Here is a 20,878-nt window from a genome sequence, read left to right as displayed (position 1 = left end):
GAACTCGCCGAAGCGAGCGAGCGCTGTCTGTTGCGCGAGGAGGTCGTGTGTGTCTGCGTGGGCCGTCAAGGACATGCCAGACCAAGCATCCAGCCCCGCCTGCGGTTTCCTGCGCGGTCTCGTCAGAACTTCGTCATTCGCCGTTCATCCGCACTCGTGGAACCCGCCGCCGGGCAGGGGCACCATATCCAATATGCCGAGCGCCTCGAATTCCGCGCCTCGCGGTGCCAGCACCAGCGCGGCACCCTCCGGGAAGGCGCGGCCACCGACCTGCGGCCCGGCGACCATGATGGCCGGCGTGCGGTGGCCGACCAGGATCCTGTTGGTGCCGGGCGGCACGGGGGCGGCGAACAGGCGGCGATGTTCCGCCAGCACCCAGCCCAGCCGCCCGCCGGCATAGTCATCCGCCAGCAGGCTGTCGGTGACCGTCACATCCGCCGCGCCGAAGGCCAGCTCCGCCGTGTCCCGCGCCCGGAACACCGGCCCGGCCAGCACCGGCCGCGTCACCGGGATGCCGAGCTCGGCCAGCCTCGCGCCGATGCGCAGCGATTGCGCGCGGCCCTCCGGCGACAGGTTGCGCTGGCCGGGGCGGTCGCCGAGGCGGTAGCTGCGGTCGCAGGGCTCGCCGCGCGTGTCGGCGTGGCGGAAGAACAGCACCAGCCCGCCCTGCCGCAGCCGCGCCACCAGCGCCGCGCCCTCGGCGCTGTGGTCCGTGTGCGGCTGCAGGCGGGTCTGCGCCGCGGCGGGGAGGGCCAGCAGCGCGAGGAGAAGCGTGCGGCGGTCAGGCGCCAAGGATGCCCTCCACCACCTCCTGCACCTCCAGCGCCTCCCGCAACGTGGCGAGGTCCTGGGGTTCGCCGCGGGTCAGGGCGGCGAGCTTGGACAGCTGGCCGCGCAGCACCATCGGGCGCATCTTTTCATTCGGCAGCGCATCCGGCGCCGGGCGGAAGGTACCGTCGGCCTCCAGCCGCTCCGCCAGCGACCAGTCGCGCAGCCGGATGCTGCCGGCCTCGGCCTCCAGCCGCCATTCATTGCCCTCGTCGCGATCGGTGCCGCCGACCTGGCCGGAGAGGGTGACCTGCGTGTCGCCGGCCAGCAGCCGGGCATGCACCGCCGTCTCCGCCCCGTCGCCTTCGGGGAATTCGGCGGACCGCTCCAGCAGCACCAGCTTGCCGAGCTGGCGGCGGGTCAGGAACAGGAAGTGGGACAGCACCTCCCGCGTGAAGCCGCCCTCCGCGCGCTTCGCCAGCCAGCCGGCGGCGGCGTGCTGCCAGCCGCGCGGCCAGGTGGCGAATTCGGCGTGGATGGTCAGCGCCCGCGGCGCGCCCAGCCCCTCGCGCCAGGCGCGAAGCTGCGCCACGGCGGGGGAGGAGGCCATGGGGAAGTTCACCGCGGCGCGGGCATGGCTGTCCTCCGCCGCATCCACGAAGCTGCGCGCCGCCACAAGGTCCGCGGCCAGCGGCTTCTCCAGGAAGGCGGCGCGGCCGGCGGCGAAGGCGGCGCCGGCGTGCTCCAGGTGAGAGCTGGGCGGGGAGGCGATGTACAGCGCCTCGCAGGCCGCGATCACCGCCGCCGGACTGTCCAGCATCGGCAGGCCGGGCGCGATGGCGGCCAGCCTGGCGGCCGCTTCGGGGCTCGGGTCCCACACCGCCACGGGGCGGATCTCCGCCTGGTCATGGTTCAGTGCCGCGCGCAGCAGGCGTTCCCCCATGATGCCGAAGCCGACGATGCCCAACGCGACCGCCATGCGGACCCCCTTTACGACTGATGGGCTGATTTAGCCCCTGTCCGCGTCGCGTCCAGCCCGCAGCGCCAGCACCACCAGGGATACCACGGCCAACAGGCCGCAGGCGACGTAGTAGGGCAGGGTCCAGCTTCCGGTGCCGGTGACGGTCCAGGCGAAGGCGCTCGGCGCCGTTAGATAGCCCAGGAAGCACAGCAGGATGGCGCCGGAGGATGCTTCCGCCACACGGTCCGGCGGCGCCACGCGGGCGACCTCGGCCAGGAAGATGCCGTTCCAGCTCGCGGCGGTGAAGCCGGCGCCGATCGCCAGCGCCAGGGCCAGGGCCCAATGCGCGCCCGGCCCGAAGCTGACCCAGAGCGCGGACAGGCCCGCCGCCACCAGCCCATGCACCGCCAGGCTGCGCGTGGCATCGCCGATGCGATCCGCCGCCCAGCCGAGCGCCAGCCGCCCGACCACGCCGGCCACCTGCATCGCGGCGAACAGGCTGCCGGCGCTGGTCAGGCTGAAGCCGTGCTCCTGCACCAGCCAGGTGACGGTGAAGGCGAACAGGCTGCCCTGCAACGCGGCGAAGGCGAAGGCCTGCAGGGTCAGCGGCGGCAGCACGCGATGCATCCGCAGCGCATTTACCGGCGCGGCCAGGCGGCGGGGGGAAAAGGCGTCGCGCAGTGGCCGCGCCGGCTCCCGCTCCGCATCCAGTTGCGGACGCAGCGGCTGGATCAGCACGGCGCAGACCAGCGCAACGCCGATGCCGGTGAGCAGTGCCACCTGCCAGCCGAAGGCCGCCGCCATCGGCGCCGCCACCAGCCCGGCCAGCGCCCCGCCGGCCGGCGCGCCGGCCTGCTTGACGGAAAAGATCAGCACGCGGTGCCGCGGCGGCGCGGTGGCCTGGAGGATGCGGCTACCGGCCGGCCCTGTCGGGCCATAGCCGATGCCCATCAGCAGCGCCGCGAAGGGCAGCAGCCAGACAATTCCGGCGGCCGCCGTCAGCAGCGCCAGGCAGCCCAGCACCGCGCCCGCCTGGAGCATCCGCAGCGGCCCGAAACGTGCCACCAGCGGCGTGCCGAACAGCAGGAACAGGATGGCGCCGAGCGTGTTGACGCTGGCGAAGTTGCCGATCGTCTCCGGCCGCAGCCCCAGATCCGCCGTCATCAGCGGCGCCACAACCGGTAGCGACTGGTTGAGGAAGGTGCCGACGGTCTGCATCAGCAGCGTGGCGGAAAGTGCCGCGACCCAGGGTTTCAGCATCGCCCGCGGATCACCGCCGCAGCCGCAGGTCGAGCCCCTTTGCCATCCAGCGCGCCTCGATGGTGTCGAGGTCGATCAGCCCGGCGGGCCGCGCGCGCGAAGGCTGGTCGCGCAGCCCGGGCGCACGTTCGCGCAGCCACACGCCATACAGCCGGCGCAGTTCCACCAGCGGCAGCGGGTGGTCATCCACGCGCAGCGAAAGGTCCGGGAAATCCTCAGTCGTGGTCAGCACCAGCGCCGCGGATTGCCGGCCCCGCCGGTCGCCGCCCGCAGCCTCCCCGGCATCCAGCGCCGCCAGCATCCGCTCGGCCAGCTTCAGGTCCGGGTTGGTGACGAAGGCGGCGTAGGTGTCCGCCAGCACCGCCGGGCCGGCCAGCATGTTGCCGGCGAAGGAGACATGGGCGGAGGTGACGTCGCCGCACCATTCCACGCAGTTCCCGCCGGTATAGGCGGCACTGCGGCCATGCCGGTCCACCGCATGGATCTGGCGCAGCCCGCGCCCCTCATCCCCCGCCATGGCGCTCTCGATCGCGACGGCGGGCGACAGGCCACGCGCCATGCCATCCAGCACCACCGGGCCGAGGTAGCGATTGGTCATGGATTGGGTGGAGACGGCGCCGACACCGGATCGGACGAAGGGGCATGAGGCCCCGACGGCGAAGGCGCATGTGGTTACGGCCACGGCAAAGGCGCCGGTCTCCGGGTCATGGGCGACGATGGACCAGGTCATGGCAAGCATCCGACTCACGAGGCGGGCCACACTACATGTCCTTCCGTGATTGCGCGCCAGCCCTTGCTGGGTCATTTTGGTCGCAACGTCTCAAGGGAGGAATGAAATATGTCGATCAAGTCGATCAATCTGCTGCGCCGCCACGTTCTGGCGAGCATCGGGCTGCTTGCCGCGCCGGCCATCGCCCGCGCCCAGTCCGGCTGGCCGGACCGGCCGATCCGCCTGATCGTGCCCTTCGGCGCCGGCGGCGCGATCGACACGCTGTCGCGCACCGTCGCGGCGAAATTCCCCGAAGTGACCGGCGGGCAGACCCTGGTGGTGGAGAACCGCCCCGGCGCCGGCGGCACCATCGCCGGCGCGGCCGTGGCGCGGGAGAAGCCGGATGGGCTGACGCTGATGATGGCCGATGTCGGCGCCAACGCCATCGGCAAGGAACTGATCCCGAGCCTGAGCTACGAGCCGCCCACCGCCTTCACCCCGATCATCCACTTGGTGAACCTGCCGGCGGTGCTGATGGCGCATCCGACCGTCACCGCCACCACGGTGCAGCAGGTGATCGAGCAGGCGAAGGCGCGGCCGGATGGCTTCACCTATTCTTCCGCCGGCAACGGCAATGGCAGCCACCTGTTCATGGCGCTGTTCCTGAAGGAAGCCGGCATCAGCATGGTGCATGTGCCCTACCGATCGGGCGCCGAGATGGTGACGGCGCTGATCCGTGGCGACGCGCAATTCGGCTTCCCCACCGTCTCCTCCGGCATCGGGCAGATCCGCCAGGGCAATGCAAAGGCGATCGCGGTGGGCAATGCCGCCGGCACGCCGCTGCTGCCGAACACGCCCGCCATCTCCACCGTGATGCCGGGCTTCGAGGTGGCGGTCTGGCACGGCATCGTCGCGCCCGCCGGCATGGATGCCGGGCTGGCGCGGGAGATCAACCAGGTGTTCGGCCGCATCGCCGCCATGCCGGATGTGAAGCAGCGCATCTTCGACACGCAGGCCGGCACGGTGGTCGGCGGCTCCCCCGCCGATTTCGCCGCCCACATCGCGCGGGAGGTGGCGCGCTGGACGCCGATCATCCGCCAGGGCGGCATCGCCAGCGGCTGAGGCGCCTCAGCCCCCCGCCGCCCGGCGCGGCGGGGGGCTTCCGCGTGGCGCCGCTTCATGTGAATGAGAATCATTCGCATTGAATCGAGGCACCGCATGACCGCCATTCCGCATCCCCGCGCCCGATGGATGGACCCTTCCACCGGCGCGCTGCTCGATGCACCCGGCCTGATGCGCAGCCTGGCCACCCGCCAGGCGGTGCTGCTGGGCGAGACGCATGATGTGGCGGAAATCCACCGCTGGCAGTTGCAGGTCACCACCTGCCTGCACCTGCTGCGCCCGAACCTCGCGGTGGGGTTCGAGATGTTTCCGCGCCGCGTCCAGCCGGTGCTGGACCGATGGGTGGCGGGCGAACTGCGCACCGCGGACTTCCTGCGCGAAGTGGAGTGGGAGACGGTGTGGGGCTTCCCGCCCGAGATCTACCTGCCGCTGTTCCATTTCTGCCGGCAGCAGGCGGTGCCCATGCTGGCGCTGAACTGCCACCGCCCGCTGGTCACCCGCGTCGGCAAGGAAGGTTGGGACTCGGTGCCGGAGGCGGAGCGGGACGGCCTGACCCCGTCCGCGCCGCCGACCGAGGGCCATCGTGCATATATCGCCCGGCTGACCGGCCGCGCCGAGTCCGACATCACGGACCGCTTCCTGCGCGCCCAGCAGGTCTGGGACCGCGCCTTCGCCTGCAACATCGCGCGCCATATCGCCGTGGCGGAGGGACCGCCGCCGCAGGTCGTCGGCATCATCGGCCGCGGCCACCTGGACTACGGCCATGGCACGCCGCACCAGCTCCGCGACCTCGGCATCACCGATGTCGCGGTGCTGGCACCGAGCGAGGCGGCGGCGCTGGACCCGGCGGAGATGGCCGGCATCGCGGAGGCGGTGTTCCGGCTGGACCGGCCGGAGGAGCCTGTGGCGCGGGCGCCGAAGGCCTGACACGCCACTGACGAAGCCCTCTCCACCCGCAAGGGGGGAGAGGGTTTGGGTGAGGGGGGCTGTGCAAATTGGGAAGCGCTCGGAGCCTTACACGCCCGGCTCACCCGATTTTCTCCCCCGCAGTGGAGGCCTAACCCTTCCGCGCCAGCAGCACGAAGGCCAGCGAATCCTCCGGCCCCGCCCGGCGGCCGAGGCGGCGGGCGGCCTCGATGAATTCCGGATCCTCCTCCAGCGCCGCCAGGCCGGGGGCGGCGCCGGGCAGGGCCCAGCCGGGCGACAGGAAGCAGCCATCGCTGCGCGTCACCGTCAGCCCGACGGCACGCAGCATCCCGGTGACCTCCGCCAGCGTGAAGCCGAGCGGCGGCACCTCCCCACCCAGCCGGCGCCGCGCGCGGAGCGCCAGGCTGTCGCGGTTCATCGCCGAGAGCATCAGCCGGCCACCGCGCGCCAGCACGCGGGCGGCCTCGGCCAGGGCGGCGGCGGGGTCGGGCAGCATCTCCAGGCTGTCCAGCAGCAGGGCGGTGTCGAAGCTCGCCTCCGGAAAGCTCAGCCGGGCGGCGTCCATGCGGATGAAATCGAAGCGCTGGTCGCCGCCATGGCGGATCGCCGCCGCATCCAGCGCCGCCTGCGACTGGTCGGTGCCGGTGATGCGGGCGGCGCCGGGCAGCAGCCCGCCCAGGCGGCCGGGACCGCAGGCGATATCGAGCACCACCTCCTCCCGCGCCTCGCCGAGATACTCGGCCACCAGCCGGTCCAACTCCGCCTGGAAGGCTGCCTCCCGCGCCGGGCCGGGCGTGCCGCCGGGCAACAGCCAGGGGCGCGGTGGCATCTCGCTGATGCGGGGCGGCGACCGGGGCGGGCGCGGTGGGCTGGGCGGCCGGGCAGCGGGCAGCGGGCGCGCCGGGGCCTCGGCCACGGCCGGCGGCGGTTCGGGCACAGCCGCCGGTTCGGGCTCAGGCTCCGGCGGCAGGGCGAGGCGGTTGGCCTCGAAGGCGCGAAAATGGTCCGTTTCGGTCAGGTCCGGCAGGCCCGGGCTGGCGGTGCGGGCGAAGACGACGAAGACCGGGTTGGCGAAGACCGGCACGGCGTCCCGCGGCAGCGCATCGAGGAAGCCGCGCGGGATACGGTCCAACTCGCCCTTGTGGGCTACGACCCAGGCGAAATCCGCCGGCGCCCGGCCCGTGGCGGCGGCGAAGGGCTCGGCGCGCGGGATCGCCCAGCGGAACGGGTCGGGTGCCACCACCCTATCCGCCGGCGTCAGGCGGCCACGCAGGAACTGGGCGGTCTCGGCCCAGGCGGTGTCGTCATGCGGAAAGGACATGCGGTCTCGGGCGCCTGCTGCGATGCGGCGCCAGTTAAGCGGGGCGCTTCAAGCGGGGCAACCGAGCTGGTCGGCCAGCGCCGGGAAGCTCGGCGCGACGAAGTCCCAATCCTGCTCCGCCGCCAGGTCCTTCGCCTGCTCCGGCCCGTATTCGGTGGGCCGGGCGATGAAGGCGGTGCGGAAGCCGCAGCGCCTTGCCGCCGCCAGGTCGCCATTATGGGCGGCCACCAGCATGCAGGCCTCCGGCGGCAGGCCGAGGATATCCGCCGTCCGCAGATAGGCCTCCCGGTTCGGCTTGTAGGCCTGGGAGGCTTCGGCGCCGAGGATCGCATCCCAGGGCAGGCCGGCGCGCTTGGCCATGTTCAGCAGCAGCGCGATATTGCCGTTCGACAGCGGCGCGATGATGAAGCGCGCCTTCAACCGGTGCAGCCCCGCCACGCTGTCCGGCCAGGGGTCCAGCCGGTGCCAGAGGCGGTTCAGCCCATCCAGCTCCGCTTCCGGCAGGCTGGCGGGGTCCAGCCCGTGATCGCGCAGCACCCCCTCCAGGTTCTCCCGGTGCAGGATGTCGAGCTTGGTGAAGGGCCGTGCGCCCGTCCGCACCGCCTCCATCGCCGGCTGGTAGCGGCGGCGCCAGGCAGCGGCGAAGGCCGCGCCCTCCAGGCCCGGCAGGTGCCGGGCGAGGAAGGGCGCGGCATCCCGCGCGATGGAGGATCGCCAATCGACGACTGTGCCGAAGACGTCGAACAGCAGCGCCTGGATGCCGTGCGGTTGCGCCGCCATCACTCGGCAGCCTTCGGCAGGTTGCCGGCTTCCTCGGCCCACTTCTTGTCGAAGGCCCAGACATCGGGGAAGCCCATCAGCTCGCACATCCGGGCAAAGCTGTAGGCGTCGTTGACGCCCATGTTGTTGGAATGGCCATCGGCCTTGAGCTGGCCATAGGCCTTGGTCAGCGCGGCGGCGACGGTCAGGAAGCCCACCGCCGGGTAGATGGCGATGCGGTAGCCCATGGCGTGCAGCCGGTCCGCCGGGACGATCGGCGTGCATCCGCCTTCCACCATGTTGGCAAACAGCGGCTTCTTGATCTGCCGGCCGACCTCGGCCATCTCAGCCTCGCTCTCGGGGCTTTCGATGAAGATCACGTCGGCGCCGGCCTCGGCAAAGATCTTGCCGCGGCGGATCGCTTCCTCAAGGCCGAGGCTGGTGCGGCTGTCGGTGCGGGCGATGATCAGGAAATCCTCGCTGCGGCGGGCCTCGACGGCGACGCGGATCTTCAGCGCCATCTCCTCCGCCGGGATCACCTTGCGGCCGGGCGTGTGGCCGCATTTCTTCGGCACTTCCTGGTCTTCGATCTGGATGGCGGTGACGCCCGCATCCTCATAGCCGCGCACCGCGTGGCGCACGTTCAGCAGGCCGCCATAGCCGGTATCGGCATCCGCGATCACCGGCGTCGTGCAGCCGCGCGCAATGGTGCCCATGCGGGAGACCATGTCGGTGTAGGTGGCAATCCCCGCATCCGGCAGCCCGAGATGGGACGCGGTGACGCCGAAGCCGGTGGCATACAGCGCCTTGAACCCCATGCCATCGGCGACCTTGGCCGAGATCATGTCGAACACGCCCGGGGCGAGGATGAACTCATCGGCGGCGAGCGCCTGGCGGAGCGAGGGATGCGGCATGGGTCGGTTCCTTCAGGCGTTTGCAGAAGCGGGGGCGGTCTTCAGCAGGAAAGGCACATTGGCACGTTCGGCGATGGCGCGGATCTGCGCTTCCAACCCGGCCGGGATCGGAATGCCATGCGCGCTGCGGTCGGCATGTTCCGCGCGTTCCGGGTCGCCCGGCACCAGCACCGGCTGCGCCGGGTCGGCCGGCGGGGTGGCGCGCAGCACATCCACAGCCTGGTCCAGATCCTGCTCGAAATCGCCCGCCGGCCGGAAGGCGGTGGGGTCGATCGCCAGCATGAAATGGCCGATATCGTCCGGATCCTCCGGCCGCTGCGTCCGCACCCGGATCGGCGAGAAGGAGGCGCCGGACAGCGTCGCGCCCAGGATATGCGCCATTAGCGCCAGGCCGTAGCCCTTGTGGCTGGCCATGTCCGGCGTGCCGCCGACCGGGGAGAGGCCGCCCTCCGGCTTCTCGAACACCTGCGCCACGGCGGCGGCGCCGTCGGTCACCGGGTTGCCGGCGCCGTCCATCACCCAGCCGGCCGGGATCGGCTTGTTGCGCAGCGCCTTGGCGCGAACCTTGTTGGCCGCCGCCGTGGTGGTCGCCATGTCCAGCACCACCGGCGGCTGGCGCTGGCCGGGGGCGGCGAAGGCGATGGGGTTGGTGCCGAGCACCGGAACGGCGCCATGCGTCGGCACCATCGCCATGGTGCGCGTGCCGCTGGTCACCAGGCCGATGCAGCCGGATTTCGCGGCCAGCTTCACATACCAGCCGGCCGCGCCGAAATGGTGGCTGTTGCGCACGGCGACGGCGCCGATGCCGTGCTGCTTCGCGCGCTGGATCGCCAGCCGCATGGCGAAGGCGGCCGCCGGATGGCCCAGCCCGGCGCCGCCATCCACCAGGGCCACCGCGCCGGAATCGCGTTCGATCCGCGGCCGCGCATCCAGCTTCACCTGGCCGACATGGCGCATGCCCTCATAGCTCGCCAGCATGCCGATGCCGTGGCTGTCCACGCCGGCGAGGTCGGTATCCAGCATCACCTCCGCGGTTTCCGCCGCAAGGTCCCCCGGCATGCCCCAGGCATCCAGGATGGCAAGGATCTGTGCCCGCACGCTGTCCGCACTTGCCCGCATGGTCTTCGTCGTTTCCGTATTCCCAAGGCCGCAAGGGGTGCACCGGTGCGGGCGGGCCGTCAATCTGGGGTCAGGCGGCGGCGCGGATTTTGTATTAGAATCAACATGATTGTGCCGCGCCCTGCGTGCCTGATAGCGTGGTCCGCACCTGTTCGAAACGGCAGCGGAGGCACCCGACATGTCCGGACGACATTCCACGGAAGCGACGCAGGGCGGCGACCGGGCGGGCGTCGCGCGGCTTCTTCCGGCCGCGCCGCCGCGGCGCGATCCCTTCGCCCATGCCGAATTGCCGCAGCGCCCGAACTACCTGCCGGAGGAAGCGGAGACGGCCGGCAGCCGGTCCGAGGTCTGGGCGACGCTGAAGGGTATGGCGGTGGCCGCCGCGGGCATTCTTTTACTCGGCTGGCTGCTCACTTCGGGCTGAACGGCGCGTTGACCTTGCCATGGGGATCCCCCGGCAAGGAGCCAGTCCATGTCTGACCAGCCCTACCCGATCGCGCCTGAACGCCCGAGGATGCAGCCTGTGGATCGGGCGCTGCCGCCCTCGCGCCCCGATCCCTTCACGCCGCGCGTCGCCATGCCGCCCTCCCGCCCCATCGCGAAGCCGGAGGAAGGTGAGCGCCGTGGCGAGGGTCTGGCCGTCATGGGCTCCGGCGCGGTCGTTCTCGGGCTGGCGGCGCTGATCGCCTGGTTGCTGTATCTGGCGCTTGGCTGAGCTTCGCGCTCTGGTGGCGGCACCAGAAGCGGGGAGTGGGGAATGTGAGCAGGCCAGTGATGCTGGTGACGGGCGCCGGGCGCGGTATCGGCGCCGCGGTGGCGCGGCTTGCGGCGGCGCGCGGACATGACCTGCTGCTGACCTGGCGCGGCGGAGAGGATGCGGCGCAGGCCACCGCCGCGGCCTGCCGGGAAGCCGGCGCGGCGGTCGAACTGGTGCAGGCGGATGCCGGCGATGCGGTCGCCACCGCGCGTGCCTTCGCGGCGCTGGATCGCCGCTTCGGGCGGCTGGATGCGCTGGTAGCCAATGCCGGCATCACCGGCCCGGCCTCCGACTTCCTTGCCTCCACCGACGAGACCTGGGCGGAGGTGTTCCGGGTGAATGTGCTCGGTCTCGCCAGCGCCTGCCGGCATGCGGCGGCGCGGATGGCGACGGGGCGCGGTGGGCAGGGCGGCGGCATCGTCGCCGTTTCCTCCCGCGCCGCGCAGATCGGCTCGGCCTTCGAATTCGTGCATTACGCCGCGAGCAAGGGGGCGGTGGACAGCCTGGTGCTGGGGCTGGCGCGGGAACTGGCCGGGGAGGGTATCCGCGTCAACGCCGTGGCCCCCGGCATGATCGACACGGACATCCACGCCAGCGCCGGCATTCCGGAGCGTATCGACCGCATCGTGCCGAACATCCCGCTGCGCCGCATGGGCACGCCGGAGGAGGTGGCGGAGACCATCCTGTTCCTGCTGTCGCCGGCCAGCGCCTATGTCACCGGGGCGGTGCTGCCGGTGGGGGGTGGACGTTGATCCAGAGGGATTAGTTCCGGAGGGATCAGTTAAAGTGTTGTCGCGAAATGGCTGAAACCAACGAGGTGTTTGCAACCCGGGGCCCGCTTCGGTATTTCAGGCCCATGCAGATCGAACGCCGGCCGCTCCTCGCCGCAGCCCTCGCCCTGGTCGCAGCCCCGGCGTCAGCCCAGGTCGCCCCACGTGGCGTCCAGCCCATCAACCTGCCGGTCGCGGCGCAGCAGGGTGCCGCGCCCGGCTTCGCGCCTCTGCCGGCGACCGATGCGCTGCTGCGCCTGGTGGACCGCCTGCTGCGGCTGGAGGAGGACGGGCTGGACCCGCGCCACTACGGCATCCCGGACAGCGCCCTGGCCGCCAGCGACCCCGCCAGCTATCGCACGGGGCTGCATGCGGCGTCCGCCGCCGCGCTGTCGGACCTGCTGCTGGGCCGGGTGCGCGACATGCCGGGCCGGCCGGACCTGCGGCGCGACCATTCCGCCCTCGATGTGCAGGCCTGGCTCACCGAACTCGCGACCACGCCCGACCCGGCGGCCTTGATCGATCGCGCGGCGCTTCGGCCGCAGGGTGCGGCGGCGCTGAAGGCGGAACTGGCGCGCCAGCGGCAGATCGCGGCGACGCCCTTCTCGCCGATCCCGGGCGAGACGACGATCGACCCGGGCATGGTCGACCCCCTGCGGGTGCCGCTGCTGCGCGCCCGGATCGCGGTGGAGGACCCGGTGCTGGCCGCCGCCCCGGATGCCGGCGCGCTGTACGACCCGGTGCTTGAGGAGGCGGTGCGCCGCTGGCAGGGCGACAACGGGCTGCAGGTGGATGGCCGCGTCGGCCGCATAACCATCGGCCTGCTGAATCGGCCGCTGACCGCGCGGGTGGACCAGCTCCGCGTCGCGCTGGACATGCGCCGCGCCGCAGCCCCGCCGCCCGCCGAGCGCCGGGTGGAGGTGAATGTCCCCGACTACCGCCTGCAGGTGATGGAAGGCGACCGCGAGATCCTCTCCATGGCCGTCATCGTCGGCCGGCCGGACCGCGCCACGCCGATGATGGCGGTGCGGCTGACCGCCCTGCAGTTCAACCCGCCCTGGGGCGTGCCGGAGCGCAATGCGCGGGAAGACCTGCTGCCGCGCTTCCGCCGCGACCCCCAGGCGATGATGGAACGCGGCTTCCGCGTCTTCACCGTGGTTGGTGGGGAGCGGATGGAGATCGACCCGCGGACCATCGACTGGTCCAGCATCAACGGTCGCCGCTTCCCCTATTTCGTGCGGCAGGATGCGGGCGATTCCTCGGCGCTCGGGCGGCTGAAGTTCATCATGCCGAACAACGAGGACATCTTCCTGCACGACACGCCCGACCGGCACCTGTTCCGCCGGCCGGACCGCGCCTTCTCCTCGGGCTGCATTCGCCTGGCGGAGCCGAACCAGCTGATGGCGGTGCTGCTGGAAAACACCCCGGGCTGGAACCTGCCGCGCGCCGAGCGGGCTCTGGCCAGCCGGTCCACCAGCGTGATCTCGCTGGGCCGCAGCCTACCCGTCCGGCTGCACTACAACACGGTTATGGTGGAAGCGGGTGGCCGGGTGCGGATCCGGCCGGACATCTACCGCCTCGATGCGGCCTATGCCCGCGCCATGGCAACGGCACCCCGGCCCCTGGTGGCGGGGCTCGCACGTCAGGTGGCGCGCTGATGCGGCGCTCCTTTGGCCATGGCGGCCTGTGGTCCGGCGCCTGCCCCTGCTGCGGGCCGGAGGCGCTGGTGCCTGAGCATGCGGTGCCGCGGCGCGGGTTGCTGGCGGCGGTGCTGGCCGGCGCCGGTGCCGTGGCGGCAGGCCCGGTGCTGGCGCAGGGTGCCACGCGTAGCCTGCGGGTGCGGCGCCAGGTGACCAATGACAGCTTCTCCGGCGTCTATTTCCGCGATGGCCGGTACGACCGGGAGGCGCTGCGCCGGCTGGACTTCGTGTTCCGCGACCTGTCGCGGGCGGAAACCACGCCGATGGACCCGCGCCTGTTCGACGTGATGTCCACCGTGGCGCGCCAGATGGACAGCGACGAGAGCTTCGAGGTGGTCAGCGGCTACCGCACGCCGGAGACCAATGCCGGCAACGCCCGCCGCAGCACCCGCGTCTCCCGCGTCTCCCTGCACATGTCGGGCATGGCAGCGGATTGCCGCCTGCCCGGGCGCAACTCCATGCAGCTCGCGCGGCTCGCAGCGGATATGCGGCTGGGCGGCGTCGGTCTGTATCAGCGGGACGGCTTCGTTCACCTGGATTGCGGTCCGGTCCGGCGCTGGTAGGCGGGCGCGGCCCGGTCAGGCCGCGATCGTCCCGGTCAGCGCCAGGTTGCCATCCGTCGCGCGCCGGAAGCCCTCGGTGATGTGCTCCGCCAGCGCATCGACGGCCGGCACGCCGCGCGCCGCCGGCTGGCGCAGCAGCAGGATGCCCATGTCCGGCAAGGGCGGCAGGCCCTCCGCCTCACCCATCCAGGCCAGGCCCAGCGGCAGCGTGGTAGGCGTGCTGACGGTCAGCGCCAGGCCCGCGAGCGCCACGGTGAAGCAGCCGGTCTGCGTCGCGGAATTATAGGTGACGCGCGCCGGCCGCCCGGCTTCCTGAAGTGCCTCCAGCGCCGCGCTGCGCCAGGCGCAGGCGTGGTCGGGGCGGGCGGGGTTCTCATTCGGGCGGGACAGGGCCAGGGGCAGGGGATCGCGCCGGTGCAGGCCATGCGTCGGGCTGCCGACCCAGCGCAGCGGCCCGCGCCAGATGCGCTGCGCCTGCACGCCCGGCGGTTCCTGCCCCTCGCTGACCAGGGTCAGGTCGAGCTGCCCGTCGCGGAACTTGTCCACCAGCACGTCCGAATTCAGGCAGGTGACGTCCAGCTCCACCGCCGGATGCGCCTCGGCGAAGCGGGCCAGGATGTTGGGCAGCCAGTTCAGCGCATAGTCATCCGGCGTGCCGAGCCGCACATTGCCGACCATCGGCGGGGCGCGGAAATTGCCGATGATCTCGTCGTTCAGCAGCAGCAGGTCGCGAGCGCGTTCCAGCAGCCAGCCGCCCTGCGGCGTGGTCTGCACGCCCCGGTGCGTGCGGACCAGCAGCGGCTGGCCCAGCAGATCCTCAAGCCGGCGGATCTGCATGGAAACGGCGGATTGCGTGCGGCCCAGGCGATCCGCCGCCCGGGTGAAGGACCCGCCCTCGGCGATCAGCACGAAGGCGCGCAGCAGGTCGGGGTCGAGGGCAAGCGCCCGGGGGGCCATCGGTGCCATGCGGAGCATCATCAAGGACCATGATGCGCTCCGTCAATATAACTCGTTTTACTGATGGTGGCGCGCAACCGATGCTGGCGGCAGATCGACCAGCAGAAGGAATGCCCCGATGTCCGGTTTCTTGCTCTCGCCCGATGGCGTGCGGCGGAACCTTCACCCTGTCGCGCGGCGCGCGCCGGCCGCCCGTGGCTGGCTGGACTGGCTCGCCGTCACGTTGCGCGTCATCACCACCCGCCGGCAATTGGCGGAGATGGATGAGCGGATGCTGAAGGATATCGGCATCAGCCGCTGCGATGCGCTGACCGAAGCGGCGCGCGCGCCGTGGGATACCGGTCCGCGCGGGATGTGAGGCCCGGGGGCCTCAATCCATCTGTTCGGCGACCTCGATCATCGGCTGGCGGCTGTTATAGGCCTCCATCAGCAGGTCGGCCTGGCTGATCGGCCGCACCTCCACCCGGGCAAGCCCGGCGTCGCGCATGCCGAGTTCCTCGGCGATGCGCGGCGAGAGGTCGATGATCCGGCCGTCGATGAAGGGGCCACGATCCTCGATCACCACGGTGCGCGTCCGCCCGTTCCGTAGATTCGTCACCTCGACCAGGGTGCCGAAGGGCAGGGTGCGGTGCGCGGCGGAGTTTGACCTGGGATCGAAACGATCTCCGTTGGCCATAGGGCGGCCGGTGAAGTAGGTGGGGTGGTAATAGGAAGCAATGCCGCGCTGGGGCGCGAAATCATTCGCGACGCTCGGCAGCGGGGCAGCGGCAGCAAGGGCCAGGCAGGCCAGCAGCGCGAGGCGCCGCATGGGCAGGTTTGGCAATCCATATCCTCCTTCACGCCACCCGGAGTCAGGAGCGGCCTCGTTGGCACGCGGTCCGAGCTGTGTCCGGGCGAGGCCGGCGGTCGAACCGGTGGCACGCCCCGGGCAGGAACCCGAGGTTGCGTGTGCCTTTGGCGAAGAGGCGGCGCGCCGGGGGGTGCGTCGCGGTGGTAGTTCCGCCGGCTTTGGGGGGGCGGCCGTCTGTAAGGGCCGCAGCTAGGCTGGTGGGTCAAGCACGGAGTGCATCAGGGTAGGCCAGGCGGGGCGATCCGGTTGGATTCGCGTATCGCGGCGTCAATGGATAGGACGAAAACCTTACGCTGGTCACGCGAAGGTGAAAACACTGCGGGATCCAATCCGGTCAGTGCGGCCAGCGCGGGAGAACTTCCGGCACCCAGCTGGGCGGTCACCAGGCCCCGGAGACGGCCCTGAGCATCCAGGGCCGCGCCACCCGAGTAGCCCATCAGCGCGCCGATTCGCGCGATGAAGCCCGGGCCGCGGCCGGCCAGCACGGCGTCTGGCTGCTCAACCACCCCCTCTGCCAGCGCCGGACCAGCCGAGGGCGCGCCGATGGCCCAGATGCGCTGGCCGGTCGCCGGGGCGGCCGCCTGCCGCGGCACCGGTTTGAACACACCGGGCGAGACCCGCAGCACCGCCAGATCCAGCGCCGGGCTGCGGGCCAGCACCAGGGCCGTGACCGTCACCGCGGCATCGCCGCGCTGTGCCTGCAGGGTGGTCAGGCCTTCCGGCAGGACGTGGGCGTTGGTCAGCAGCCGATCCGGCGCCACCGCCACGGCGGAGCCGAGCGGAACGCCATGGCTGGACAGCGCCGCGAAGCCGAAGCTGGCGGCGGCGGCGGCGGGGCCACCGCGTGCCTCCTCTGCCGGTAGCCGGGTACAGGCGCCGAGGAGAAGGCCCACAACCAGGCCAGCCGACAGGAAGCCGAGGAGCCGCGCGGCCTCGGCGCAGAGGGCCGGCAGGCGTGGAAGGCGTGGCGCTCGGGGCGCTCGGGGCGCTCGGGGCGCTCGGGGCGCTCGGGGCGCGCGTGGCGCGCGTGGCGGGCGTGGCGGGCGCGGCTGGCGCGTGGATCGCATGGGAACATCCTGGACCGCATGTGCCGGCAGGCTGCCCCGCGCGGGGTTTCCGCTTCCTGAATCGCGCCGCCCCTGCAGTAGTGTTTGCGAATGACTCGCAACTGCGGTAGCGATGGCGCATCAGGCAGGAGCGATTCCATGGCGACAACCGGCCTTCCCAATTGGCCCTGGACCGGCGCGGAAGCGGATGCGCTGCCGGTTGCCGAAAGGCTGCTGATCGATTCCGCACGTGCCTGGGCCGCCGCCGCCCGGCAGGGCCAGCCGGCCCTGCTGGCGGTGCGACGGCTGCTGGCGACGGAGGATGCGATGGGCGCGGCGGAACCGCTGGACGCGCTGCTCCGTACCCTGGCCCAGCACCCGCTGACGCTGGGCTGCCCGCTGTGCCCCCGGCTGGTGGGGGAGGAGCCGGCCCTGCTGCTGGCCGTCGCCTGCGCCCAGCGCGGGCCGCGGCGGGAAGCGCTGGCCTGCCTGTTGCGGCGGCTTCCGCCCTACCAGGCCTATGCCGCCACCGGGGCCTCCATCGCGCTCGGCTGCGCCTTTCGCCGGGCCGGGCTTCGGCTGGGCGATCCCTGGTCCCACTGAGCCGGCCTGAAGCGGCCGTCCCTGCACATATGGTTCCCGCACATATATAGGGCGGGGTCACCGCGGCGCGCCGCGCAAGGCGGGTGCGGGGGTGAGGATGGATCGCCGAGTCTGGCTGCTGACGGGCGCACAATTCGCGGCCGCGACCGGCGCCTACGCCTTCACCGGCCTGATCGCCCGCATGGCGGAGGATCTGGGGGTAAGCCTGGCCACGGCCGGGCAGCTCGCCGCCAGCTATGCGCTGACCTTCGCCATCGCCGGCCCGCCGATCGCGGCGCTGACCGCGCGGGTGGATCGGCGGCTGCTGCTGGCGGTGGGCCTCGGGCTGATCGCGCTGCTCAACCTGGCCACCGCGGCCGTGCCGGATTTCGCCACCGCTTTGGCGCTCCGCGTGGTGACGGCGCTGGCCGCGGCACTGGTGCTGCCTGCGGTCGCGGCATCGATGCTGGTGCCGGCGGCGCAGCGTGGGCGGGCGATCGCGACGGTGATGGCCGGGCTGACCCTCGCCTTCTCCTTCGGCATTCCGCTCGGCACCGCGATCGGCGGCGCGCTGGGCTGGCGCGCCACCTTCGTCTTCTCCGGCAGCCTGGCGGCGGTGGCGGCGATGGCGGTCTGGCTGGGGTTGCCGCGCCTGCCGAGCACGGATCGCGGCGGCGCCGGCTCGCTGCGGATGGCGCTGCGGCCCGATATCATCGCGGTGCTGGGCACCAGCCTGCTGGCCTTCGCCGGGCTGTTCTGCATCGCCGCCTATCTCGGGCCGATCGTCACGGCGACCACGCGGATCGAGGGGTCCGGGATCGGCGCCGTCCAGGTCTTCGTGGGACTCGGCAGCCTGCTCGGCATCGGCCTGGGTGGCCGGCTGGCGGATGACGGCGGGGCGCGGGTGCCGGTGGCGCTGTTCCTGGTGCTGACGCTGGCACTGCTCGGCTATTCGGCACTGCTGGCGCAATCGCCGGCGCTTTGGCATGTGGCACCGCTTAGCCTGCTGGTCTTCGCCGGCTCCGCCTCCCTGTTCGCGCTGGCGCCGCTGGTGCAGGCACGGCTGATGGGGCTGGCACCGCAGGACCGCTCGGTGGCGCTGGCGCTGAATGGCGCCTTCATCCTGGCCGGGCAGGGCAGCGGCGCGGCCTATGGCGGCGTGGTGATCGCGGCCGTGGGGCTGGCCTGGACCGGCCTTGCCGGCGCCATGCTGGCACTGGCCGGGGCGGCGCTGGCGCTGCGCGCCTTCCGGGCGCCGCGATAGGCCTTGGCTATGGCGGGCCTACGGATCACCGCTTGATCGGCGCGCCCTGGCATGCCGCAATGCGCCAGGGAAACGGAGACAATAAGCGATGCAACGTCGCACCTTGCTGGCCGCACCGACCGCAGCGCTGCTCGCCATGCCGTCCATCGGCCGCGCGCAGGGGTCCTGGCCGGACCGGCCGATCCGCATCATCGTGCCCTATCCGCCCGGCGGGTCGAACGACACCGTGGCGCGGATCCTGCAACCGAAGCTGACCGAATTGCTGGGCCGGCCGGTGGTGGTGGAGAACCGGGCAGGGGCCTCGGGCTCCGTCGGGTCGTCCGAGACAGCTCGGGCGGCGCCGGATGGCTACACCTGGCTGCTGGCAAACGACACCCTGGCCACCAACGAGACGCTGATGCAGCTTCCCTACCGGGTGATGCAGGCATTTTCCTTCTGCACGCTGGTCGGCACCTGTCCCTATGCGTTGGTGACCCACCCCTCCACCCCGTTCCAGAATTTCGGCCAGATGGTGGAGGCCGCGCGGGCGCGGCCGCAGACGCTGAACTACGCCACCACCGGGGTCGGCAGCGGCGCCCACATCGCCACGGTACTGCTGCAGCAGCGCGGCGACTTCCGGCTGGAACACGTGCCCTACCGTGGCGGCGGCCCGGCGCTGCAGGACGCGCTGGCCGGCCACGTGCCGTTGTTCATGTCCAATATCGTGATCATCCTGCCGCATATCCGCGCCGGCGCGCTGCGGCCGCTGGGCCTGACCCAGAAGACCGACAGTCGCTACCTGCCCGGCGTGGTGCCCTTCACCCGGCAGGGCTTCCCGGATTTCGAGGCGCTGACCTACTGGCTGCTGGTCGGCCCGGCAGGGATCCCGGCGCCGATCGTGAGCCGCATGCAGCAGGCGGTGAAGCAGGTGCTGGCGGAGGCCAATGTGCAGGCGCGGATGGCGGAGCAGGGCGCCGACATCGTCGGCTCCACCCCGGCGGAAACCGAGGCCTTCGTGCGCGCCGAGATCGAGAAATGGGGCGCCGTGATCCGCGACAACAACATCCGCGCGGATAGCTGATGCGCCACCCGGCCATCTGGCGGCTGAGGGTGGGATCGAAGTGCGGGCTTGGCGAAGCGGGGCCGGCGCTTCTAGTTTGGCTCGGAAACGAATAACGGGAGGAGTCCTGCACATGATGCAGCGTCGCAAAGTGATGACCCTGGCGGCCCTGGGCCTGGCAGCGCCGACGGTTCTGCGTGCCCAGGGAAGCTGGCCGGACCGGCCGATCCGGCTGATCGTGCCCTGGGCGCCGGGCGGGTCCACGGACACGGTTGCCCGCCTGTTCCAGCCGCGGCTCGCGGCCGTGCTCGGGCAGTCGGTGGTGATCGAGAACCGCGGCGGTGCCTCGGGCTCGATCGGCGCCTCCGAAATGGCCCGGGCGCCGGCGGATGGCAGCGCCTGGATGCTGGCCTATGACAATGAGGCGCCGAACCAGACCCTGCTGCGGCTGAACTACAAGACCATGGAGGATCTGGTCCCGGTCAGCCTGGTCGCCACCGGCCCGCTGGTGATGACGGCACACAAGGACACCCCCTTCCGCAATTTCCGGGAGGTGATGGAGGCCGCGAAGCAGGACCCGGAGCGGCTGAACTACGCGACATCCGGCGTCGGCGGGCTGGCGCATATCGCCACCACGCTGCTGCAGCAGCAGAACGGCTTCAAGCTGACCCATGTGCCCTACCGTGGCGGCGGACCCGCCGTGACCGCGGCGGTTGCAGGCGAGATTCCGCTGTTCATGACCAATGTGGTCATCGTCTCCCAGCATATCCGGGCCGGCACGCTGCGGCCGCTCGGCGTGACGACGCGCGGGGAGACGCGGCACGTGCCGGGCACGCAGAGCTTCGCGCAGCAGGGCTTCGGCAATTTCGAGGCGCCGACCTGGTGGGGCTTCTTCGGCCGGGCGGGCACGCCGCAGCCGATCGTGGACCGCATGCACGCCGCGCTGAAGCAGGTTCTGAACGAGCCGGCGGTGAAGTCCCGTATCGAGGAGCAGGGCTGCGACATCGTGGCCTCCACGCCGGCGGAGGCGCGGACCTTCGTGGCGGCGGAGATCGAGCGGTGGGGGGCGGTGATCCGCGACAACAACATCCGCGTCGACAGCTGAAACTTTTTCCTCGGAAAAAATGCGCTTCGATGACAGGGGCGGCCCGCCGGGGCCGCCCCTTTTGCGTGCCGGAGCGAGGCGGGACCTGGGTTTCCGGGGTGGGGCAGGGGGCTGGAGGGGGCATTTGACAGGAGGCCACCCCGACATTAGAAAGCGCCCACCGACGACGAGGCAGCCACTTGAAACGAAGCGAGACACTCGCTAAGTTCATCGGCCCGCCAAGGCGGAGGTAGACGGGACAAAGAAGCTGGCGCCCCACGGGGTGCCGGCCCATCGGTCCCACCGTTCTTTCAAGCTGTATATCTGTTGAGGGAAGAGTATTTGGTTTGCTCTTTGGCTCTTGCGCTGTGGCTCACGAAGGTGGGTTGCGGGTTTGCGGGGGGAA

23 protein-coding genes are annotated in these 20,878 nt (G+C 71.6%); 12 read left to right on the top strand and 11 right to left on the bottom strand.

The genetic code is table 11. The annotated features are described in order from the left end of the window. Positions 1 to 144: 144 nt before the first annotated feature. From HB662_RS28340 to HB662_RS28325, 4 genes are read right to left on the bottom strand one after another with little or no spacing between them, the layout of a single operon-like run. Positions 145 to 792, bottom strand: coding sequence for a histidine phosphatase family protein (locus HB662_RS28340; RefSeq protein WP_168055360.1), 648 nt, complete (start codon positions 790 to 792; stop codon positions 145 to 147). Then, positions 782 to 1,747: a Gfo/Idh/MocA family protein gene (locus HB662_RS28335; RefSeq protein ID WP_168055358.1), complete on the bottom strand. Its 966-nt coding sequence runs from the start codon at positions 1,745 to 1,747 to the stop codon at positions 782 to 784. The genes HB662_RS28340 and HB662_RS28335 overlap by 11 nt, the downstream gene beginning before the upstream one ends. Before the next feature lie 30 nt (positions 1,748 to 1,777). After that, positions 1,778 to 2,989, bottom strand: coding sequence for an MFS transporter (locus HB662_RS28330; RefSeq protein WP_168055356.1), 1,212 nt, complete (start codon positions 2,987 to 2,989; stop codon positions 1,778 to 1,780). 10 nt (positions 2,990 to 2,999) lie between these two features. Next, positions 3,000 to 3,719 carry a DUF1028 domain-containing protein gene (locus HB662_RS28325; protein ID WP_168055354.1) on the bottom strand — a complete coding sequence of 240 codons (720 nt, stop codon included), beginning with the start codon at positions 3,717 to 3,719 and terminating at the stop codon, positions 3,000 to 3,002. Between the two features lie 108 nt (positions 3,720 to 3,827). Between HB662_RS28325 and HB662_RS28320 the strand changes: the two genes are divergently transcribed. Both HB662_RS28320 and HB662_RS28315 read left to right on the top strand, forming a co-directional pair. Then, positions 3,828 to 4,820: a Bug family tripartite tricarboxylate transporter substrate binding protein gene (locus HB662_RS28320; protein ID WP_245185983.1), complete on the top strand. Its 993-nt coding sequence runs from the start codon at positions 3,828 to 3,830 to the stop codon at positions 4,818 to 4,820. 96 nt (positions 4,821 to 4,916) lie between these two features. Continuing rightward, positions 4,917 to 5,747 carry a ChaN family lipoprotein gene (locus tag HB662_RS28315; RefSeq protein WP_168055352.1) on the top strand — a complete coding sequence of 277 codons (831 nt, stop codon included), beginning with the start codon at positions 4,917 to 4,919 and terminating at the stop codon, positions 5,745 to 5,747. Between the two features lie 130 nt (positions 5,748 to 5,877). On the opposite strand, the gene HB662_RS28310 is transcribed toward HB662_RS28315, so the two are convergent. The 4 genes from HB662_RS28310 to HB662_RS28295 are packed head-to-tail and all read right to left on the bottom strand — an operon-like array spanning position 5,878 to position 9,860. Further along, on the bottom strand, positions 5,878 to 7,068 hold the full coding sequence (locus HB662_RS28310) for a class I SAM-dependent methyltransferase (RefSeq protein WP_168055350.1): 1,191 nt from the start codon (positions 7,066 to 7,068) through the stop codon (positions 5,878 to 5,880). Positions 7,069 to 7,116: 48 nt separating this feature from the next. Continuing rightward, positions 7,117 to 7,848, bottom strand: a complete 732-nt coding sequence (locus tag HB662_RS28305) for a haloacid dehalogenase type II (protein ID WP_168055348.1) — start codon at positions 7,846 to 7,848, stop codon at positions 7,117 to 7,119. Then, complete coding sequence (locus tag HB662_RS28300; protein ID WP_168055346.1) at positions 7,848 to 8,741, bottom strand: isocitrate lyase/PEP mutase family protein; 894 nt, start codon at positions 8,739 to 8,741, stop codon at positions 7,848 to 7,850. The genes HB662_RS28305 and HB662_RS28300 overlap by 1 nt, the downstream gene beginning before the upstream one ends. A 12-nt stretch (positions 8,742 to 8,753) precedes the next feature. Next, positions 8,754 to 9,860, bottom strand: a complete 1,107-nt coding sequence (locus tag HB662_RS28295; RefSeq protein WP_168055344.1) for an Ldh family oxidoreductase — start codon at positions 9,858 to 9,860, stop codon at positions 8,754 to 8,756. A gap of 178 nt (positions 9,861 to 10,038) precedes the next feature. Between HB662_RS28295 and HB662_RS28290 the strand changes: the two genes are divergently transcribed. The 5 genes from HB662_RS28290 to HB662_RS28270 all read left to right on the top strand — a co-directional run bounded on the left by HB662_RS28290 (position 10,039) and on the right by HB662_RS28270 (position 13,650). Then, positions 10,039 to 10,284, top strand: coding sequence for a hypothetical protein (locus HB662_RS28290; RefSeq protein WP_168055342.1), 246 nt, complete (start codon positions 10,039 to 10,041; stop codon positions 10,282 to 10,284). Between the two features lie 48 nt (positions 10,285 to 10,332). Then, entirely contained in the window at positions 10,333 to 10,575 is a 243-nt protein-coding gene (locus HB662_RS28285) for a hypothetical protein (protein ID WP_168055340.1), read from the top strand. Positions 10,576 to 10,619: 44 nt separating this feature from the next. Further along, the gene (locus HB662_RS28280) at positions 10,620 to 11,369 is read left to right on the top strand and encodes an SDR family oxidoreductase (protein WP_342449606.1); all 750 of its coding nucleotides are present in this window, start codon (positions 10,620 to 10,622) and stop codon (positions 11,367 to 11,369) included. A 104-nt stretch (positions 11,370 to 11,473) separates the two neighbouring features. After that, positions 11,474 to 13,045 carry a L,D-transpeptidase family protein gene (locus HB662_RS28275; protein WP_168055338.1) on the top strand — a complete coding sequence of 524 codons (1,572 nt, stop codon included), beginning with the start codon at positions 11,474 to 11,476 and terminating at the stop codon, positions 13,043 to 13,045. Further along, positions 13,045 to 13,650, top strand: a complete 606-nt coding sequence (locus HB662_RS28270) for a DUF882 domain-containing protein (RefSeq protein ID WP_168055336.1) — start codon at positions 13,045 to 13,047, stop codon at positions 13,648 to 13,650. Before HB662_RS28275 ends, HB662_RS28270 begins: the two co-directional genes overlap by 1 nt. A gap of 15 nt (positions 13,651 to 13,665) precedes the next feature. Here HB662_RS28270 and HB662_RS28265 read toward each other — a convergent pair whose 3' ends face one another. Next, the gene (locus tag HB662_RS28265; protein WP_245185982.1) at positions 13,666 to 14,616 is read right to left on the bottom strand and encodes a LysR family transcriptional regulator; all 951 of its coding nucleotides are present in this window, start codon (positions 14,614 to 14,616) and stop codon (positions 13,666 to 13,668) included. A 109-nt stretch (positions 14,617 to 14,725) separates the two neighbouring features. Between HB662_RS28265 and HB662_RS28260 the strand changes: the two genes are divergently transcribed. Further along, positions 14,726 to 14,965 (top strand): DUF1127 domain-containing protein, encoded by a 240-nt coding sequence (locus HB662_RS28260; protein WP_168055334.1) that lies wholly within the window; start codon positions 14,726 to 14,728, stop codon positions 14,963 to 14,965. Between the two features lie 12 nt (positions 14,966 to 14,977). Here the strand turns inward: HB662_RS28260 and HB662_RS28255 are convergent, their stop codons facing one another. Next, the gene (locus HB662_RS28255) at positions 14,978 to 15,430 is read right to left on the bottom strand and encodes a septal ring lytic transglycosylase RlpA family protein (protein WP_245185981.1); all 453 of its coding nucleotides are present in this window, start codon (positions 15,428 to 15,430) and stop codon (positions 14,978 to 14,980) included. Between the two features lie 245 nt (positions 15,431 to 15,675). Then, complete coding sequence (locus HB662_RS28250) at positions 15,676 to 16,350, bottom strand: trypsin-like peptidase domain-containing protein (RefSeq protein WP_168055332.1); 675 nt, start codon at positions 16,348 to 16,350, stop codon at positions 15,676 to 15,678. A gap of 312 nt (positions 16,351 to 16,662) precedes the next feature. Here HB662_RS28250 and HB662_RS28245 point away from each other — a divergent pair, with 312 nt between their 5' ends. From HB662_RS28245 to HB662_RS28230, 4 genes are all read left to right on the top strand, one after another. Continuing rightward, positions 16,663 to 17,106, top strand: coding sequence for a hypothetical protein (locus tag HB662_RS28245; RefSeq protein WP_168055330.1), 444 nt, complete (start codon positions 16,663 to 16,665; stop codon positions 17,104 to 17,106). Between the two features lie 97 nt (positions 17,107 to 17,203). Beyond that, positions 17,204 to 18,349 (top strand): MFS transporter, encoded by a 1,146-nt coding sequence (locus HB662_RS28240; protein WP_168055328.1) that lies wholly within the window; start codon positions 17,204 to 17,206, stop codon positions 18,347 to 18,349. Between the two features lie 88 nt (positions 18,350 to 18,437). After that, positions 18,438 to 19,409 (top strand): tripartite tricarboxylate transporter substrate binding protein, encoded by a 972-nt coding sequence (locus HB662_RS28235; RefSeq protein WP_245185979.1) that lies wholly within the window; start codon positions 18,438 to 18,440, stop codon positions 19,407 to 19,409. Positions 19,410 to 19,521: 112 nt separating this feature from the next. After that, a complete protein-coding gene (locus HB662_RS28230) occupies positions 19,522 to 20,493 on the top strand; it encodes a Bug family tripartite tricarboxylate transporter substrate binding protein (protein WP_245185978.1) in 972 nt (323 codons plus the stop codon). Positions 20,494 to 20,878: the final 385 nt, after the last annotated feature.

This window comes from Falsiroseomonas frigidaquae (assembly GCF_012163145.1).
GTDB classification, from domain to species: domain Bacteria; phylum Pseudomonadota; class Alphaproteobacteria; order Acetobacterales; family Acetobacteraceae; genus Falsiroseomonas; species Falsiroseomonas frigidaquae.
The sequence above is the reverse complement of the archived record's forward strand: the minus strand, read 5'-3'. Positions and strand labels throughout refer to the sequence as shown.

Excerpts from the sequence above, each read along its gene's own strand:
- HB662_RS28335 (WP_168055358.1), bottom strand. The coding sequence starts at position 1,747 with ATGGCGGTCGCGTTGGGCATCGTCGGCTTCGGCATCATGGGGGAACGC.
- HB662_RS28330 (WP_168055356.1), bottom strand. The coding sequence starts at position 2,989 with ATGCTGAAACCCTGGGTCGCGGCACTTTCCGCCACGCTGCTGATGCAG.
- HB662_RS28325 (WP_168055354.1), bottom strand. The coding sequence starts at position 3,719 with ATGACCTGGTCCATCGTCGCCCATGACCCGGAGACCGGCGCCTTTGCC.
- HB662_RS28320 (WP_245185983.1), top strand. The coding sequence starts at position 3,828 with ATGTCGATCAAGTCGATCAATCTGCTGCGCCGCCACGTTCTGGCGAGC.
- HB662_RS28315 (WP_168055352.1), top strand. The coding sequence starts at position 4,917 with ATGACCGCCATTCCGCATCCCCGCGCCCGATGGATGGACCCTTCCACC.
- HB662_RS28310 (WP_168055350.1), bottom strand. The coding sequence starts at position 7,068 with ATGTCCTTTCCGCATGACGACACCGCCTGGGCCGAGACCGCCCAGTTC.
- HB662_RS28305 (WP_168055348.1), bottom strand. The coding sequence starts at position 7,848 with ATGGCGGCGCAACCGCACGGCATCCAGGCGCTGCTGTTCGACGTCTTC.
- HB662_RS28300 (WP_168055346.1), bottom strand. The coding sequence starts at position 8,741 with ATGCCGCATCCCTCGCTCCGCCAGGCGCTCGCCGCCGATGAGTTCATC.
- HB662_RS28295 (WP_168055344.1), bottom strand. The coding sequence starts at position 9,860 with ATGCGGGCAAGTGCGGACAGCGTGCGGGCACAGATCCTTGCCATCCTG.
- HB662_RS28290 (WP_168055342.1), top strand. The coding sequence starts at position 10,039 with ATGTCCGGACGACATTCCACGGAAGCGACGCAGGGCGGCGACCGGGCG.
- HB662_RS28285 (WP_168055340.1), top strand. The coding sequence starts at position 10,333 with ATGTCTGACCAGCCCTACCCGATCGCGCCTGAACGCCCGAGGATGCAG.
- HB662_RS28275 (WP_168055338.1), top strand. The coding sequence starts at position 11,474 with ATGCAGATCGAACGCCGGCCGCTCCTCGCCGCAGCCCTCGCCCTGGTC.
- HB662_RS28270 (WP_168055336.1), top strand. The coding sequence starts at position 13,045 with ATGCGGCGCTCCTTTGGCCATGGCGGCCTGTGGTCCGGCGCCTGCCCC.
- HB662_RS28265 (WP_245185982.1), bottom strand. The coding sequence starts at position 14,616 with ATGGCACCGATGGCCCCCCGGGCGCTTGCCCTCGACCCCGACCTGCTG.
- HB662_RS28260 (WP_168055334.1), top strand. The coding sequence starts at position 14,726 with ATGTCCGGTTTCTTGCTCTCGCCCGATGGCGTGCGGCGGAACCTTCAC.
- HB662_RS28245 (WP_168055330.1), top strand. The coding sequence starts at position 16,663 with ATGGCGACAACCGGCCTTCCCAATTGGCCCTGGACCGGCGCGGAAGCG.
- HB662_RS28240 (WP_168055328.1), top strand. The coding sequence starts at position 17,204 with ATGGATCGCCGAGTCTGGCTGCTGACGGGCGCACAATTCGCGGCCGCG.
- HB662_RS28235 (WP_245185979.1), top strand. The coding sequence starts at position 18,438 with ATGCAACGTCGCACCTTGCTGGCCGCACCGACCGCAGCGCTGCTCGCC.
- HB662_RS28230 (WP_245185978.1), top strand. The coding sequence starts at position 19,522 with ATGATGCAGCGTCGCAAAGTGATGACCCTGGCGGCCCTGGGCCTGGCA.